We start from the raw sequence: 15,626 nt of genomic DNA, 5'->3' as shown, positions 1-15,626 counted from the left end.
TCAACGCGTCCCGAGGCGAGCGTGGGATTCCCTGCTGAGGGGTGTACTGGCAGTTCCTTCGACGGAGCATCGGGCTCATGGCGAGCACCTGGCCGATCTCGACCGGGTCCGACGGGCCGGACGTCGCTCAGCGCCGCGGATCGACCATCACCTTTCCGGACGCATCGGCGGCCGCCGCGGCGAAGGCCGCGGCCACTTCGCTCAGTCCGACGGTCTGCGACACGATCTCGGAGGTCGGCACTCCGCCTTCGGCGGCGATGGCGAGCGCGGCGGCCACATCGGCCTCGGTGTAGGCCGCACAGCCCTGTATGCGGATCTCCCAGTCCTGGACGATCGGCATCGGCAACGACGCGGCCCGCGGCGGGACGCCGACGACCAGTACGGTTCCGGCGCGACGGACCAGGCGCACCGCCTGGTGCAGCGACGCCTCCGCTGCGACGCAGTCGAACACGACGTCCGCGGGACCGTCCAGGGCGGCGCGCACCCGCTCGTCGGCGTCGTCGGACGAGGCGAGGACTCCGGCGGCGGCGCCGATGCGCACCGCGCGGTCGAGCTTGCCCGCGTCCATGTCCGTCACGACGACGCGACCGGCTCCCGCATGCAGCGCCGCGACGACGGCGAGGACGCCGATCGTCCCGGCGCCGAGCACCGCGACTCGCGCACCGGTGAGGTCGCCGGCGATCCGCGCCGCGTGCACAGGTGTCGCGAGGCATTCGACGAGCACCGCGGTCGCGTCGTCGACGCCGTCGGGTACGGGGAACAGATTCCGCAACGGGGCGACGAAGTACTCGGCCATGCCGCCCGACCAGTGCCGGGAGACGTCGCATCCGATCCACGTCAGCCGCTCGCAGGCATTGGACCGCTCGGCCAGGCAGTTCGCGCACTCCCCGCAGGCGACGTTCGGCTTGAGTAGAACTCGTCGGCCCGCAACCAGATCGGAAGCGCCCTCACCGACCTCGGCGACGACGCCGACCGCCTCGTGGCCCGGTGCGTAGTCGCCGTCGAGAAACGGATGACGACCGGCGAGCGCGTGGGTGTCCGTACCGCAGATGCCGACCATCCGACTGCGAACGAGCACCTGACCCGGCGCGACCGCCGGGACCTGGCGCGTTTCGAGAACGACGTCGCGGGTGGGGCGGACAAGGGCGCCGCGCATCGTCGGAGCGTCGTCACTGGTGGACATCCCCCGAGACTACCGACGGCCGGTGTCGTCGCATGGGCCGCGTCGGTACGGTCCCGACGCGGTGTACCCGTGCGCGATCGGAGACCTCACTCCCGGTACGTCGGCGTCCCCTCGACGGTCTCACCGAGGGCGACGGTCATGACGACGCCGTACTCGGCGATGATGTCGCCCGCACACTCGCGCATCGCGGCCCACTCGGGCGACTTCGCGCTGGCCTCGTAGGCCGCGCGATCGGCGAAGCTCATCTCGGCGACGCGGTACGTCGCGGCCTCACCGCCCTCGAGCCCGTCGGAGGTGAGCGTCGTGACGATCGACTCCAGGTGCGGGACGGCGGCCGCCCGCGGCACGTGCTCGTTGACGTAATACTCCTCGAAGGCCTCGCGATCCTCCGGCTTCGGTGCGGTCCAGTACGCGAACAGCTTGTACACGGGTGTTCCTTCCATCGGCGGGGTTCGGGTCACCACTGATCCCAGTGGATGGCTTCTGCGGGGTCGGGACGCATGGCCGGTTTGAAGTCGGTGCCCTTCGTGAACGCGACGGGCGTCAGCGCGGCCATCGTCACCTCGTCGTTGGGAACACCCAGGACGTCGGCGGCCTCCTGCTCGCAGAACAGCATCACCGTGGTCCACGCGGTGCCCAGGCCGCGGTTGCGGGCGGCGAGCATGAACGACCACAGCGGCGGCAGCACGCTGCCCATCAGCGTCGTCTTGGCGATCGGCGGCCCCGACTCGGTGCGGCCCGGACCGCAGGCGACGACGAGGGCCGGGGCGCGGTGCATGTTCTCGGCGAGATAGTCGGCCGACGCCGCGGTGCGCTGCTGATTGGCGTTGCGCGCGTCGTCGCCCTTGTCGACGACGCCGATGTAGCCCGGCGTCTTCCGATAGATCTCGTATCCCTTGCGGTAGACGTCGGCCAGTGCCTTGCGCCGGTCGGCGTCGGTGACGATCACGAACTGCGTCAGCCACCGGTTCGACCCGGACGGCGCCTGCAGCGCGACGCGCACGCAGTCGGTGAGCAGTTCCCGCGAGACCGGTCGGTCGAAGTCCAGTCGTTTGCGGACGCTGCGCGTGGTCGTCAGGACTTCCTCAGCCGAGAGATCGAGGAGGTGCTCTGTCATATGGATCCTTCCCATCTGCCGAGTGCTTGTTCGGTACGGTAACCGAGCAAACGATCGGTCGTAGGGAGTTGGCATGAAATCCACGATGATGAGCGCTCCGCTGTCCATCTCGACGCTCGCCGAGCACGGGGCGGCGTACAGCTCAGACAGAGCCGTCGTCACCAAGACCGAAACCGGTTGGCGGACGGCTGCTTACGCGGACGTCGTCGCTCGTGCGCGACGACTCGCCAACGCCCTCGAAGACCTCGGGGTGGTCGGCGACGCCCGCGTCGGCACGTTCATGTGGAACAACCAGGAGCACCTCGAAGCCTATTTCGCGGTGCCGTCGATGGGCGCGGTGCTGCACACCGCGAACATCCGGCTCACCCCGGAACAGATCGCCTACACGGTCAACGCCGCGGGCGACCGCGTGATGATCGTCGACGATTCGCTCGCCGCGACGTTCGCCCCGGTGGTGCCCCTGCTGACCACCGTCGAGACGATCGTCGTCTCCGGGACGATCGACGACGCCGTGTTCGCCGGTGCGTCCCAGCGTGTCGTGTCGTACGAGGACGTCCTCGCCGCCGCATCACCCGATCGTGAGTGGACCGTCGTCGACGAACAGGACGCGGCCAGCATCTGCTTCACCACGGGCACGACGGGCAACCCGAAGGGCGTCGCCTACAGTCATCGCTCGATCATGCTGCAGAGTCTGGCCACCAGCGCCGTCGACGCCCTCCGCATCGGCAACAACGACACCATCCTCGTCGCGGTCCCCATGTTTCACGCGACCGCCTGGTGCTATCCGTACAGCGGATTCTGGGCGGGCGCCGACCTGGTCCTCCTCGACCGCTTCCTGGCGCCGCCGACCATCGTCGAGGCGATCGAGACGTTCTCGGTGACCTTCGGCAACGGTGTCCCGACGGTCTGGAACGACGTCCTGCGCCTGCTCGACGCCGAACCCGACCACGACCTCGGCTCGCTGCAACGCCTGGTGATCGGCGGCGCCGCCGCATCGGAGTCGCTCTTCGACGGCTTCGCCGACCACGGCGTCGACGTGGTGCAGGGGTGGGGGATGACCGAGTCGTCGCCGCTGGTCACCGTGGGCCGGACCTCGCGCGGGGTCGACGCCGAGACCGCCCGGCGACAACGCCTCACCCAGGGGCGAGTGATCTCCGGCGTCGAGATCCGGATCGTCGACCAGGAGACGGGCGAACCGCTCCCGCGAGACGGCGAGACCATCGGCGAGTTCGAACTGCGCGGACCGTGGATCGCGGGCGGGTATCTCGGCGTCGAATCCGACGGTCCCGCCGACAAGTTCCATGACGGCTGGCTGCGTACCGGCGACGTCGGCACCCTCGACCGAGACGGCTTCGCCAAGCTCACCGACCGTTCCAAGGACATCATCAAATCGGGCGGCGAATGGATCTCCTCGGTCGATCTGGAGAACACCCTGGCCGGGCATCCGGCGATCCGCGACGTCACGGTGATCGGCGTTCCCGACGAGAAGTGGGACGAGCGCCCGTGTGCGGTGGTCGTCGTCGAAGACGGCGCGACCGTCGGCGCCGAGGACCTGCGCACCTGGCTCGTCGGCCGCGTCGCCAAGTTCTGGATCCCCGAGAACTGGGTCTTCACCACCGCGCTCCCGCGGACGAGCGTCGGCAAGATCGACAAGAAGCTGCTGCGCGGACAGCGGGCGGACGGCGCGCTCGACGTGATGCGCGAGACGGGCCGGTGACCTCACTGGCCGACGGCGCCGACGATGCACGAGATCCGTCATCCGGACAAGCTGGTCGAGGAGTCGGCTCACGTCGAGGCCGTGGAGAAGATCCCGCGTCAGTGACCGCACGGGGAGACGATCGCCGCCGCGCCGACCGCCCCCGGGGTACGTTGAGTGAGTGCGATCGCCGATACCTGACTATCTAGCCGAAGCTCTCGGATCGGTGGAAGCCGATCACTCGGGGGAGACTGCCGACTACATTCCCGAACTCGCGTCGGCCGATCCGGACCGTCTCGCCGTCGCGATATGCACCGAGGACGGACGCCTCTACTCGCAGGGCGACTCGGACGTCGCGTTCAGCATTCAGTCGATCTCCAAACCGTTCGTCTACGCGCTCGCGCTCGCCGATCGGGGATTCGACGCCGTGATGGAGAAGGTGAGTGTGGAACCGAGCGGCGACGCGTTCAACGAGATCTCGTTCGAGGCGGGCACCGGCCGACCCTTGAATCCGATGATCAATGCGGGTGCGATCGCGGCGCACACGTTGGCCGGTCCGTCCGGCGCGACGCCACAGGAGCGGACGTCGCGGATCATCGACGGTCTCAGTGCGTTCGCCGGACGCCGGTTGACGGTCGACAGTGCCGTGTACGAGTCGGAGATCGCGACGGCCTACCGGAATCGAGCGTTGGCGAACATGTTGCGCGCCAACGAGATCATTGAGGGCGAGCCGCTCGACGCGGTCACCGGATACACGCGTCAGTGTTCGCTGCTGGTGACCGTCGACGACCTGGCCCTGATGGCCGCCACGCTCGCGAACCGCGGCGTCAACCCACTGACCGGGGCTCCCGTGGTGCCGGCCGAGGTCGTCCGCCAGGTACTCAGCGTGATGGCCACGTGCGGCATGTACGACGGTGCCGGGCACTGGATGACGAACGTCGGGATCCCGGCCAAGAGCGGCGTGGCAGGCGGAGTGATCGGTGCGCTGCCCGGACAGGTGGGCATCGCGACGTTCTCGCCGCGCCTGGATCGGCACGGCAACAGTGTCCGTGGCGTGGATCTGTTCCGCCGGTTCACCTCGGAGATGGGACTGCACCTGATGGAGGTGCCGCCGCCGGGCCCGTCGGTGGTTCGTGGACGTCGCATCGTGGGCACCGGCGACGACGCGGTCCAGGTCGTGTCGTTGCAGGGACGCATCCGCTTCGCGGGCGCCGAACGGGTCCTGCGAGAACTCGAAGACGATCCCCTCACGGCGAAGCGGGTCGCGATCAGTCTGGCGCGTGTCGCGACGATCGGTCCGGTCGGCCGTCGCATGCTCCTCGAGGCCCTCCGTCGGCTGACGCTCGACGGCCACGACGTGTACCTCATCGACCCCGACGGGGTGCTGCCGGATCCGGACCCCGGCGACGGCGGGCGAGTGACGGTGGTCGCCGGCCACGACGACATCGTCCGATGAGGCCGGTCGGCCGGGAGCGTCAGGCGCCGATGTGGGCGAGCCCCCGGTCGCGGGCCGAGTCATAGCCCCACAGCCAGTCGGTGTACTTGTAGCTCGAGGTGTCGCGGGTCCGAAACAGTTCGTTACGGGCGATGCGGCCCGCACCGTCCAGATGCCACAGGTCGCCCCACATGCGGCCGACGGTGATGATCCGATTGCAGCGCGGGGCGCGTTCGGCGTTCACCGCGCGCAGGATCTGCGGCCAGTTCGCGTTGTCGCCGTGCAGGTCTTCCGCGGCGTAGTCGGCCACGCATTTGGCGTCTTCGAGCGCCATCACAGCGCCGGACGCCAGGTACTGCAGCGGGGGATGGGCGGCGTCGCCGAGCAGCAGCATCCGGCCGTCCACCCACTCGTCGACCGGGTCGCGGTCGAACATCGGCCACCACCGGTCGGTCCACATGTGCTTGAGCGCAGACTTCACGGTGTCGTGGCAGTGGTCGTAGGCGGGGAGGAGTTCGTCGGCGCTGCCCCACTTCTCCTCGCCGCGTAGGAACGCCGGCGACTGGAAGACCGCGACTTGATTGAGCATGGTTCCGCTGCGCAGCGGGTACTGAATGAAGTGGCAGTGCGGTCCGATGTAGCCCACCACGTCGTCGAGTTCGGCGGCGAGTTCGGCCTCCTCCATCGGAATGGTGCCGCGGAAGGCGACGTATCCGGAGCCGACGGGCTTGTCGTCGTGCAGCTTCTTGCGCAGTGTGGAGTGTAGGCCGTCCATGCCCAGCACGACGTCGGCGGTGTGCACCGTGCCGTCGCCGAGTGTGACGTACGCCTGGTCGCCTTCGGTCACGACGTCGACCACGGTCGAATCGTTGATCAGTTCGGCTCCGGCGCGTTGTGCTGCCGTCACCAGTGCGGAGTGGAGGTCGGAGCGGTGTACGACGAAGTACACGCCGCCGTACCGCTGCTGGTAGTCGCGACCGAGGTCGACCTTCGTCAGCGTCTCCGCGGTGACCGCATCCTTGAACACCAAGTTCTTCGGCACGACGCCCTTGGCGATCACCTCGTCGTACACACCCAGATGCTGCAGGATTCGCGATCCATGCGGGCCGATCTGGAGGCCGGCACCCACTTCGCCGAATTCAGAGGCCTTCTCGAAGAGGGTGACCTGCGCACCCTTGCGGGCCAACGCGAGCGCGTTCGCTGCGCCGCCGATTCCGCCGCCTGCGACGATGATTCGACTCGTGCTCAGTTCAGACATGACTACTTCCTTTTCCTTCGGGTGCGGATTCGATCAGTGCGCCGGGGCCGCGACGGGCCCGTTGTGCGTCGGTACGGGGTAGCGGCGCGCAATGACCGCCAGCAGTGCTGCGGCGATCAGGGCGCTCACGCCGAACAGTACGAAGTTGGCGTTCGCGCCGAGGCCTGCGGCGAGCAGCCAACCGCCGATCTGCGGGGCGGCGACGGCGCCGATTCGGCCGACGCCGAGTGACCAGCCCAGCGCGGTGCCGCGCAAGTGGTCGGGATAGTACGACGCGACGGCGGCGATGATCAGGCACTGAGTACCGTGCGTGCCGACGCCTGCCAGCACGAAGATCACGTACACGACGGCGGTCGGCGGGGAGGTCAGCAGACCGAGCAGGGCTACGCCCGCGATCAACGCGGCGGCGACCGACGTCGGCAGCGTTCCGAACCGGACTCCTCCCCACGCCGTGACGAACGAACCCGCGACGGCACCGAGGTTCAGCGCGAGGGCGAAGGTCAGTGCACTGCCCAGGTTGGTGCCCTCGTTCTGCATCAGTTTGGGCAGCCAGGTGCCGAGTCCGTACCAGGCCAGCAGGGTCACCATGGTCACCAGAGCGAACATGATGCTGACGGTCCGCAGTCGCGGACCCAGAAGCGCGCGGAAGCCTTCGGTCTCCGAATCTCGCGGCGCGGCCGCCGGAGTCGTCGACGGGAGACACTTCATCGCCAGGGGGACCAACACGACCAACGGCACCAACGCGAACGCGAACATCGGACGCCAGCCCCAGTGCGGGATCACCGGGATGCCCAGCAGGGCCGCGGCCGAGCCGCCCAGCGGTACACCGGACATCATCATGGTGGCGACCGCAGCCCGCCAACGCGGCGGAACCAGTTCGGCGGCAAGCGCATTGGACGTAGGTACCAGTCCGCCGAGACCGAGGCCCGCGATGAAGCGCATCGCGCCGAACATCGCCGGTCCGGTTGCGACGGCGCACAACGTGGTGAAGATCGACAGCACGATCACGCACCCGATCACCGCGCGTTTGCGTCCGACACGGTCGGACAGGCGCCCGGCGAGCACCGCGCCGATCATCATGCCGAGGAAGGCGAGACTGCCGAGTGATCCGGCGGTCGAGGAACTGATGCCCCACTCGCCTTCCAGGCTGGAGATCACGTTGCCGTAGACGATGAGGTCGTAGCCGTCGAAGACGACGAACAGCCAGCAGACGACGATGGCGATGAGCTTGCCGCTGCTGATCTGGAGGACGCGATCGGCCGGAGCCTCCTGCGCATCGGATGTGGGCTGAGTGGTGAACATTCATCGACTGTGCTGCGGGTCACCGGTAGTCTTCAATATAGTTCTGCTATGCAGAATTCGAGTCGAGGCGGACAGAAGCCGACGAAGACCATAACCCGCCCTTCCTACGCGCTCGAATCCGTGGACAACGCCCTGCGTCTGCTGCAACTGCTGCGCGACGTGGGGGCGTTGCGGCTCAAGGACGCGGCGACCGAACTGGGGACCGCGCCGTCGACCGCCCATCGGCTGCTGTCGATGCTCGTATACCGGGGCTTCGCGGTACAGGATGAGAAGCGGCTCTACCATCCCGGACCCGCGATGGGGGTCGGTCCTGCCGAGAAGGGGTGGACCAGAGAGTTGACCGATCTCGCCAGGCCGCACATGGAGGCGCTGGCGATCCTCTCTGGCGAGGCGATCAACCTGGTCATCCGGGTGGGATCGCAGGTGCGTTTCCTGCACACCGCAGAATCGGACTCGATGTTGCGGGTCGGCGATCGGCAGGGGCAGGTCCTGCCTGCGGAACTGGCCGCGGGTGGTCGGATCCTGCTCGCGGAACTGCCGCGCAAGACGTTGGCTCAGCTGTATCTGCGGCCGGCTGGCGAGCCGGTGGATCCGCGGGCTGAGAGTGGACCGTACCGGGTGGACCGGCGACTTCCGAAGGGCGAGTTCGACGCCTTCGTCGCCGAGTTGGAGGCCGCCAAACGCGTCGGAGTCGCCATCAATCTGGAGCGGACCGAAGAAGGAGTCGCGGCGTTCGGGGTGCTCATCCGAAACAGTCAGGGGCGCGGAGTGGCGGGGTTGACCGCGGCCGTTCCGATCACCCGTTACCGCCAGCACCTCAACGGGTCGCTGGTTCCTCGTCTGCGCGAGACCGCGCGCGCCATCGAGATCGATGGCGGGCACATCGAGTGAGCGGAATCGGGTAGTGACACATCGCACCCGGTAGATTCTGTAGAGCAGAATTGTGTTCCGGGTTACGTCGGTGGCTCCCTACGGTGAGTTCAGTGCGCGATCGATGCGAGCGCAACGTTCCACCCGAGGAGAATCATGACGACGATCGACGAAGCCCTCGATCCGGAGCTCAAGCAGCTGTACACGGACTTCGAGGCAGAGAATCTCAACCCGCTGTGGACGCAGCTCGGCGACCTGATGCCGATGGCTCCGGCCTCCAAGGCCGAACCGTTCGTCTGGAGGTGGTCGACGCTCTATCCGCTGGCTCAGCGCGCAGGCGACCTCGTTCCGGTCGGCCGCGGCGGCGAGCGACGGGCCATCGCGCTGGCGAATCCCGGACTCGGCGGCGCCCCGTACGTCACGCCTACGCTGTGGGCCGCGATTCAGTACCTCGGCCCGAAGGAGACCGCACCGGAGCATCGCCATTCGCAGAACGCCTTTCGTTTCGTGGTGGAGGGCGAGGGCGTCTGGACAGTGGTCAACGGCGACCCGGTGGCCATGCGCCGCGGCGACTTCCTGCTGACCCCCGGGTGGAACTTTCACGGGCACCACAACGAGACCGATCAGCCGATGGCCTGGATCGACGGCCTGGACATCCCGTTCGTCCACTACACGGACACTGCGTTCTTCGAGTTCGGCGCGGACGGTGTCACCGACGACGCGACCCCCGACGTGTCACGGTCGGAGCGTCTCTGGGCGCATCCGGGCCTGCGACCACTGGTCGGACTCGACCGGCAGACCTCGTCGCCCATCGCCTGTTACCGCTGGGAGCACACCGATCGTGCACTCGCCGAACAGCTTGCACTCGAAGACGAGGGGCATCCGGGGACTGCTGAGCCGGGACATGCCGCAGTCCGATACACCAACCCGACCACGGGCGGCGACGTGATGCCGACCATCCGCGCCGAATTCCACCGGCTGCGGCCGGGGGCGGTCACCCGCCCGCGTCGCGATGTCGGTTCGACGGTGTTCCAGGTGTTCGACGGCGAGGGGCACGTGTCCCTCGCCGGTGTCGAGCACACCGTCGCCACGGGCGACATGGTCGTCGTACCGTCCTGGGTCGAGTGGTCGATCGGTTCGGACGCCGGCCTCGACCTGTTCACGTTCTCCGATGCACCCATCGTCGAACGCCTCCACCTGAACCGCACTCTGATCTCCGAAGGAGCCTGACCACCATGCGACTGACTACCCTCCGCCGTTCGGGCGGTACCGCCGCGGCCCGCGTCGATTCCGACACCTCGGCCACTCTCATCGACGGCTACGCGGATCTCTCCGAGCTGCTCGCCGATTCTGACTGGAAGTCGGTGGCGCAGAACGCCACCGGCGGCAGCGTCGACCTGACGTCCGCGGACTACGCGCCGGTCGTCCCCCATCCCTCGAAGGTCGTGTGCGTCGGCCTGAACTACGCGACGCACATCAAGGAGATGGGCCGCGACCTGCCGCAGTACCCGACTCTGTTCGCGAAATTCGCCGACTCGCTCGCCGGGCCGTACGACGACATCGTCGTCCCCGAGTACGCCGCCGCCCAGATCGACTGGGAGGCCGAACTGGCGGTCGTGATCGGCAAACAGGCGTACCAGGTCGTCGAGAGCGACGCCGCCGAGTACATCGCCGGCTACTCGGTCATCAACGACTACACGATGCGCGATTACCAGTACCGGACCATGATGTGGGACCAGGGCAAGTGGCTCGAGCGATCGAGCGGCTTCGGACCGTTCCTGGACACCGACTACCGGACCGGCACGGCGATCGAAGCTCGGCTGGACGGGGAGGTCATGCAGTCGGCCACCACCGACGACCTGGTGTTCTCGCCCGAGAAGCTCGTCGACTACGTGTCCCACATCGTCACCCTCCGTCCCGGGGACGTCATCATCACCGGTACCACCGGCGGTGTCGGACACGCTCGCAAGCCCGCGGTCTATGTGCGCGACGGTCAGACCGTCGAGGTGACGATCGAGGGCTTGGGCACCGTGAAGAACAAGACGATCGTCAAGTAGAGGTCCGCCGCGATGATCTTCTCCGACCTGGACCTCGACGAACGTCTGCTCATCGCACGACGAGGCACGTCGTACTTCGCCCAGCGGCTCGCCGAACTCACCGACGAGCAGCTCGACGAGCCGAGCCTGCTCGAGGGGTGGTCACGCAAGCACTTGGTGGCACACGTCGGCTACAACGCCGCGGCGCTGTGCCGCCTGCTCGACTGGGCCGCCACCGGCGTCGAGACACCGATGTACGGCTCACCGGAGCAGCGCGCGCAGGAGATCGCCGAGGGGGCGACTCTCACCGCCGCCGCACTTCGGAACCTCTTCGCGCACACGGTAGCCCGGCTCGACGAGAAGTGGCGAAACCTACCGGACGACGCGTGGTCCGAGCAGGTGCGCACGGCTCAGGGCAGGACGGTCCCGGTATCGGAGACCGCGTGGATGAGAACCCGAGAGGTATGGATTCACGCGGTCGACCTCGCGAACGGCGGCCGCTTCGGCGACTTCCCGGACGTGGTACTCGATTCGCTGCTGACCGACATCGTCGGGATGTGGCGCGGCAGGGAACTCGGCGGCAACGAACTGGGCGGCGGGATCGTCGTCGAGGTCGACGGTCGCGAGGCGATTCCGGTGCGACCGGTGTCGGGTGGATCGGGGCGGTCGACGTCGACAGTCGTCGGGCCGCTGCCCTCGGTGGTCCGGTGGGCCGCCGGACGAGGCGGAGTCGGCCTCACCGTCGGTGACGACGTGGAGCCGCCGCGCTGGCTCTGACCCGCGTCTACAGATTGGAGTCGAGCGCCGGGAAGCCCGAGGGCAGTTCCGCGGCCCCCGCCGTCGGACCCGACAGATCCAGTTCGCAGTCGAAGCCCAGACTGTAGGCGGTCATCGACAACGAGCCCGCCGCGTACCCCTTGATCAGGGGCTGCAGCGGCCGACCGTCGGCCAACCCGGCGATGTACAGCATCGGCAGGAAGTGATCCGGGGTCGGCACGGCTTTCGCGAAGTCCCGGTGGGCATCGAGGGAGAGGACCTTGGCCGGATCGTCCTGCAGGAGTTCGCCCGCAGCGTCGTCGAAACGGTGCGCCCAGTCGAAACCGGTGTCCGGCTGCGAGAAGTCGACCGCGCGCAGGTTGTGCACGATGTTGCCGCTGCCGACGATCAGGACGCCCTGTTCGCGTAGCGGAGCGAGTTTGCGCCCGATCTCCATGTGGTGGTCGAAATCCTTGAACGCGTTGAGCGACAACTGGATCACCGGGATCGACGCATCGGGGAACGCATGTGTCAGGACCGACCAGGTGCCGTGGTCGATGCCCCAACTGTCCGCGTCCAAACCCACCCACGTCGGTTTGACGACGTCGGCCACCAGTTCGGCGATCTCCGGCGCTCCGGGCGCCGGATACTCGACGTCGAACAGTTCCTGCGGAAAGCCGTAGAAGTCGTGGATCGTGCGGGGGAGCGGCATCGCCGTGACCGCTGTCGCGTTGGTGTACCAGTGCGCGGAGATCACCACGATCGCGCGAGGAGTGGGGACCGCCGCGCCGAAGGCCTTCCACGACTCGGTGTAACGGTTGCGCTCGATCGCGTTCATCGGATTGCCGTGCCCGATGAACGCGGCAGGCATGATCGTCGTACTCATCAGAAAGGCCCTCCTAGGCTGCGAAGATCCGCCTTCGACGGTACGCGACCGGAGACGAGACGGGTGGGTGATCGGCGGCTCGGCACGCTGCACGAGTCGGTCGCGCTGAGTCGAGTGCGCGGACCCCTAGCGCTGGGGCGGAGCGAATGTCAGATATCCGCTTCCGGAGCCGGGCGGCACCGCTTCGTCGAGGGCGGCGAGGTCGTCGTCGGACGGGGTCCACATCACCGATGTCGCGTTCGCGGCGATCTGCGTCGACGACGTCGCGCCCGCGATGATCGTGTCGACGGCGGGCTGAGCGCGTAGACCGCCGAGCGCGACATCGAGCATGCTGATGCCGCGCTCGTCGGCGAATGCGCGAATCCCCTCCACGATGTCCCAGTTCGCGCCGTCGTACCGGAACGACTCGGTGACCAGTCGCGATCCGGCGGGTGCGGCCGCATCCCGCGAGTACTTGCCGGTGAGCAGTCCGTACGCGAGCGGGAAGTACGGCAGCAGGCTCATCCCGTAGTGCTCGAGTGCGGGCACGAGTTCGGTTTCGGCGCTGCGGTTGTAGAGCGAGTACTCGTTCTGCGCGGTGATGAAGTGCTCGCTGCCGATCGCATCGGCGACGCCCGCCGCATCGGCGACCTCCCAGGAGGCGAAGTTCGAGCAGCCGATGTAGCGGACCTTGCCCGATGCGACGAGGTCCGAGAGCGCCGACAGCGTCTCGTCGATCGGCGTGATCCGATCCGGTGTGTGCAGCTGGTACAGGTCGATGTAGTCGGTGCCCAGGCGCTGCAGGCTGCCCTCGACGGCCCGCATGATGTACGAACGGCTCGCCCGGTTGGTGTGGGTGCCCGGATACAGTCCGCCGTTGTCCATGCCGAACTTGGTGGCGATCACCACTTCGTCGCGGCGTCCCCCGAGAGCCTTGCCGAGCATGACCTCCGACTCGCCCGCGCTGTACGAATCGGCGGTGTCGAAGAAGTTCACTCCGTTGTCGAAGGCGCCGTAGACGACGTCGTCGGCGGCATTCTGATCGATGCGTCGGCCGAACGCGTTGCAGCCGACGCCGAGCGCCGACACGACCAGGCCGCTGTTTCCGAGAGGGGAGTAGTCCATGGATCGCACGGTACTCGCGGGGCGGTGAGGCGGCGAGTCGTGAGCGCCACCCAGCACCGTGATCTCGGCGGCAGCGTGATCCGCGCGGTGTGACGGGGTCGTCGTCCGCGAGGGGATGCGTCACCGGAATTAGTCAGCCTAGACTGATTAATCATGACGAGTTCGGACGACGCATACGCGGTCGCGGGGGAGATCCGCGTGACATTCGGGCGCCTGCGCAGGCGCTTCCGGGCCGTCGCGCACCACGACGAGCTCACCCCGTCGCAGATGGTCGTGCTCTGGCGGCTCGCACGGGACTCGATGACCGCGGGCGAACTCGCGGCGGCCGAGCACGTGCGTCCGCAGTCGATGGCGGCGACTGTCGGCGTCCTGCTCGACAACGGATACGTCGAGCGTGAGCCCGACCCCGCCGACCGGCGTCGGCATGTGCTCTCCCTGTCGGTCGACGGTCGTGCCATCATCGACGGCACGCGCAAGGCGCGCGACGAGTGGCTGGCTCGCGCGGTGTCCGAGCGACTGACCGCGGACGAACGGGAGACGCTCCGCGCCGCGCTGCCGCTGCTGTCGAGAATCGTCGAATGACGGCGGTTCGGGTGAACGGGTCGGCGAGCAACGAGTCCGGCGGCGCCTTCGACCGCGGACTCCTGGCACCGATGCTCGGTGCGACGGTCCTCAATCCGATCAATTCGGCGATCATCGCCGTATCACTCATCCCGATCGCTCGGGCCCTCGACGTTCGGCTCGGACAGGCGCAGTGGCTGGTGTCCGGGCTCTACCTCGCCACCGCGGTGGGCCAGCCGGTCGTCGGCCGCCTGGTCGACCTGTTCGGCCCGCGCAGGCCCTACCTGGTACTGACCGGCCTCGCCGGCGTGGCGGGCGTGCTCGGCGTCCTCGCTCCGAATCTCGACGTCCTCATCGCGGCGCGCGTACTCCTCGGCGTCGGAACGTGCGCGGGTTTCCCCGTGTCGATGTACCTGATCAGATCCGAGGCGCAGCGCACCGGAAAGGCGAGCCCGACCGTCGTGCTGACGGCGCTGGCGGTGTGCGGTCAGGCGATCTCGGCAGTCGGTCCGTCGCTCGGCGGAGGCCTGATCGCGCTCGGCGGCTGGCGGGCGACGTTCGCCGTCAACATCCCGCTCGCCCTGTTCTGCCTGTACGTCGGCGCCCGCCGACTGCCGTCGGTGCGCAGCACCGCCACCCTGCGCTCGATCGACTGGCCCGGCGTGACCCTGTTCACCGGCGCGCTCGTCGCCGCTCTCCTGTATCTGATGGACCCCGAGCTCACCGACCTCTACCTCCTGGTCATCGGCATCGCCGCGGCCGTCGCGCTGGTCGTGGTCGAGCGGCGCCGCGACGATCCGTTCCTCGACGTGCGCATCGTGTCGGGCAATCTGCCGCTGACGGCGACGTACGTGCGGAACATGCTCGGATACACGGTGGCCTACACCGTTCTGTACGGGTTCGCGCAGTGGGTGCAGGACGGGCGCGGGCTGTCGCCGTCGACGGCGGGCCTCCTCCAACTGCCGTTGGCGCTGTCGGCGATCGCGGTCTCCGCGATCACCGGACGGTCGCCGAAGATCCGGAACAAGCTGTTCGTCGGCGCCGTCGTCCAAGTGGTCGTCGCGGGCCTGCTACTGCTGATGCACGCGTCGTCGCCGCTGTGGCTGCTGTTCGTCTTCGCGGCGATCGCCGGAATCCCGCAGGGGCTCAACGGACTCGGCAACCAGAACGCCGTCTACGGCCAGGCCGATCCAGAACGCATCGCCGCGTCGGCCGGTCTGCTGCGCACCTCCATGTACATCGGTGCGATGACGTCGTCGGTGGTGCTCGCACAGCTCTTCGGCGACGACGCCACCACCGCGGGCCTGCACGAGGTGGCCTACGTCCTGCTCGGTGTCGCCGCGTTCGGCGTCGTCCTCGTCGTCGGCGATCGGTCGCTCCGTCGTGTCGGCCTGTCCGGCTGACTCACACACCTTCACAGAT

Annotated in this window: 15 protein-coding genes; 8 read left to right on the top strand and 7 right to left on the bottom strand. The window is 68.0% G+C overall.

Annotation, left to right across the window (positions count from 1 at the left end; genetic code table 11):
* Positions 1–127: 127 nt before the first annotated feature.
* The 3 genes from BKA16_RS20190 to BKA16_RS20180 form a co-directional block, all read right to left on the bottom strand.
* Positions 128–1,183, bottom strand: a complete 1,056-nt coding sequence (locus BKA16_RS20190) for a zinc-dependent alcohol dehydrogenase (protein ID WP_183372361.1) — start codon at positions 1,181–1,183, stop codon at positions 128–130.
* Between the two features lie 86 nt (positions 1,184–1,269).
* The gene (locus tag BKA16_RS20185; protein WP_183372360.1) at positions 1,270–1,611 is read right to left on the bottom strand and encodes an EthD family reductase; all 342 of its coding nucleotides are present in this window, start codon (positions 1,609–1,611) and stop codon (positions 1,270–1,272) included.
* Positions 1,612–1,640: 29 nt separating this feature from the next.
* Entirely contained in the window at positions 1,641–2,300 is a 660-nt protein-coding gene (locus BKA16_RS20180) for a nitroreductase family protein (RefSeq protein ID WP_183372359.1), read from the bottom strand.
* Positions 2,301–2,373: 73 nt separating this feature from the next.
* Here BKA16_RS20180 and BKA16_RS20175 point away from each other — a divergent pair, with 73 nt between their 5' ends.
* The gene (locus tag BKA16_RS20175) at positions 2,374–4,017 is read left to right on the top strand and encodes a long-chain fatty acid--CoA ligase (protein ID WP_183372358.1); all 1,644 of its coding nucleotides are present in this window, start codon (positions 2,374–2,376) and stop codon (positions 4,015–4,017) included.
* 160 nt (positions 4,018–4,177) lie between these two features.
* A complete protein-coding gene (locus BKA16_RS20170) occupies positions 4,178–5,452 on the top strand; it encodes a glutaminase (protein ID WP_183372357.1) in 1,275 nt (424 codons plus the stop codon).
* Positions 5,453–5,471: 19 nt separating this feature from the next.
* Here the strand turns inward: BKA16_RS20170 and BKA16_RS20165 are convergent, their stop codons facing one another.
* Both BKA16_RS20165 and BKA16_RS20160 read right to left on the bottom strand, forming a co-directional pair.
* Positions 5,472–6,689 (bottom strand): FAD-dependent monooxygenase, encoded by a 1,218-nt coding sequence (locus BKA16_RS20165; RefSeq protein WP_183372356.1) that lies wholly within the window; start codon positions 6,687–6,689, stop codon positions 5,472–5,474.
* 33 nt (positions 6,690–6,722) lie between these two features.
* A complete protein-coding gene (locus tag BKA16_RS20160; RefSeq protein ID WP_183372355.1) occupies positions 6,723–7,991 on the bottom strand; it encodes an MFS transporter in 1,269 nt (422 codons plus the stop codon).
* 48 nt (positions 7,992–8,039) lie between these two features.
* On the opposite strand from BKA16_RS20160, the gene BKA16_RS20155 reads away from it, so the two are divergent.
* From BKA16_RS20155 to BKA16_RS20140, 4 genes are all read left to right on the top strand, one after another.
* Positions 8,040–8,882: an IclR family transcriptional regulator gene (locus tag BKA16_RS20155; RefSeq protein WP_183372354.1), complete on the top strand. Its 843-nt coding sequence runs from the start codon at positions 8,040–8,042 to the stop codon at positions 8,880–8,882.
* A gap of 135 nt (positions 8,883–9,017) precedes the next feature.
* Complete coding sequence (locus BKA16_RS20150) at positions 9,018–10,091, top strand: cupin domain-containing protein (protein WP_183372353.1); 1,074 nt, start codon at positions 9,018–9,020, stop codon at positions 10,089–10,091.
* Positions 10,092–10,096: 5 nt separating this feature from the next.
* Positions 10,097–10,918 carry a fumarylacetoacetate hydrolase family protein gene (locus tag BKA16_RS20145; protein WP_183372352.1) on the top strand — a complete coding sequence of 274 codons (822 nt, stop codon included), beginning with the start codon at positions 10,097–10,099 and terminating at the stop codon, positions 10,916–10,918.
* Positions 10,919–10,930: 12 nt separating this feature from the next.
* Positions 10,931–11,674 carry a maleylpyruvate isomerase family mycothiol-dependent enzyme gene (locus BKA16_RS20140; RefSeq protein ID WP_183372351.1) on the top strand — a complete coding sequence of 248 codons (744 nt, stop codon included), beginning with the start codon at positions 10,931–10,933 and terminating at the stop codon, positions 11,672–11,674.
* 7 nt (positions 11,675–11,681) lie between these two features.
* Here the strand turns inward: BKA16_RS20140 and ygiD are convergent, their stop codons facing one another.
* Both ygiD and BKA16_RS20130 read right to left on the bottom strand, forming a co-directional pair.
* A complete protein-coding gene (gene ygiD / locus BKA16_RS20135) occupies positions 11,682–12,539 on the bottom strand; it encodes a 4,5-DOPA-extradiol-dioxygenase (RefSeq protein WP_281378428.1) in 858 nt (285 codons plus the stop codon).
* Positions 12,540–12,665: 126 nt separating this feature from the next.
* The gene (locus BKA16_RS20130; RefSeq protein ID WP_183372350.1) at positions 12,666–13,643 is read right to left on the bottom strand and encodes an aldo/keto reductase; all 978 of its coding nucleotides are present in this window, start codon (positions 13,641–13,643) and stop codon (positions 12,666–12,668) included.
* A gap of 153 nt (positions 13,644–13,796) precedes the next feature.
* On the opposite strand from BKA16_RS20130, the gene BKA16_RS20125 reads away from it, so the two are divergent.
* Together BKA16_RS20125 and BKA16_RS20120 are read left to right on the top strand one after the other, a co-directional pair.
* Positions 13,797–14,225, top strand: coding sequence for a MarR family winged helix-turn-helix transcriptional regulator (locus BKA16_RS20125; RefSeq protein WP_183372349.1), 429 nt, complete (start codon positions 13,797–13,799; stop codon positions 14,223–14,225).
* Complete coding sequence (locus BKA16_RS20120; RefSeq protein WP_183372348.1) at positions 14,222–15,607, top strand: MFS transporter; 1,386 nt, start codon at positions 14,222–14,224, stop codon at positions 15,605–15,607. The genes BKA16_RS20125 and BKA16_RS20120 overlap by 4 nt, the downstream gene beginning before the upstream one ends.
* Positions 15,608–15,626 lie beyond the last annotated feature (19 nt).

The sequence above is a fragment of the Gordonia humi genome (assembly GCF_014197435.1).
Taxonomy (GTDB): domain Bacteria; phylum Actinomycetota; class Actinomycetes; order Mycobacteriales; family Mycobacteriaceae; genus Gordonia; species Gordonia humi.
The sequence above is the reverse complement of the archived record's forward strand: the minus strand, read 5'-3'. Positions and strand labels throughout refer to the sequence as shown.

What these genes read in the sequence shown, in the direction of transcription:
- BKA16_RS20190 (WP_183372361.1), bottom strand. Translation starts at nt 1,183, where the DNA reads ATGTCCACCAGTGACGACGCTCCGACGATGCGCGGCGCCCTTGTCCGC.
- BKA16_RS20180 (WP_183372359.1), bottom strand. Translation starts at nt 2,300, where the DNA reads ATGACAGAGCACCTCCTCGATCTCTCGGCTGAGGAAGTCCTGACGACC.
- BKA16_RS20175 (WP_183372358.1), top strand. Translation starts at nt 2,374, where the DNA reads ATGAAATCCACGATGATGAGCGCTCCGCTGTCCATCTCGACGCTCGCC.
- BKA16_RS20165 (WP_183372356.1), bottom strand. Translation starts at nt 6,689, where the DNA reads ATGTCTGAACTGAGCACGAGTCGAATCATCGTCGCAGGCGGCGGAATC.
- BKA16_RS20160 (WP_183372355.1), bottom strand. Translation starts at nt 7,991, where the DNA reads ATGTTCACCACTCAGCCCACATCCGATGCGCAGGAGGCTCCGGCCGAT.
- BKA16_RS20155 (WP_183372354.1), top strand. Translation starts at nt 8,040, where the DNA reads ATGCAGAATTCGAGTCGAGGCGGACAGAAGCCGACGAAGACCATAACC.
- BKA16_RS20150 (WP_183372353.1), top strand. Translation starts at nt 9,018, where the DNA reads ATGACGACGATCGACGAAGCCCTCGATCCGGAGCTCAAGCAGCTGTAC.
- BKA16_RS20145 (WP_183372352.1), top strand. Translation starts at nt 10,097, where the DNA reads ATGCGACTGACTACCCTCCGCCGTTCGGGCGGTACCGCCGCGGCCCGC.
- BKA16_RS20140 (WP_183372351.1), top strand. Translation starts at nt 10,931, where the DNA reads ATGATCTTCTCCGACCTGGACCTCGACGAACGTCTGCTCATCGCACGA.
- ygiD (WP_281378428.1), bottom strand. Translation starts at nt 12,539, where the DNA reads ATGAGTACGACGATCATGCCTGCCGCGTTCATCGGGCACGGCAATCCG.
- BKA16_RS20130 (WP_183372350.1), bottom strand. Translation starts at nt 13,643, where the DNA reads ATGGACTACTCCCCTCTCGGAAACAGCGGCCTGGTCGTGTCGGCGCTC.
- BKA16_RS20125 (WP_183372349.1), top strand. Translation starts at nt 13,797, where the DNA reads ATGACGAGTTCGGACGACGCATACGCGGTCGCGGGGGAGATCCGCGTG.
- BKA16_RS20120 (WP_183372348.1), top strand. Translation starts at nt 14,222, where the DNA reads ATGACGGCGGTTCGGGTGAACGGGTCGGCGAGCAACGAGTCCGGCGGC.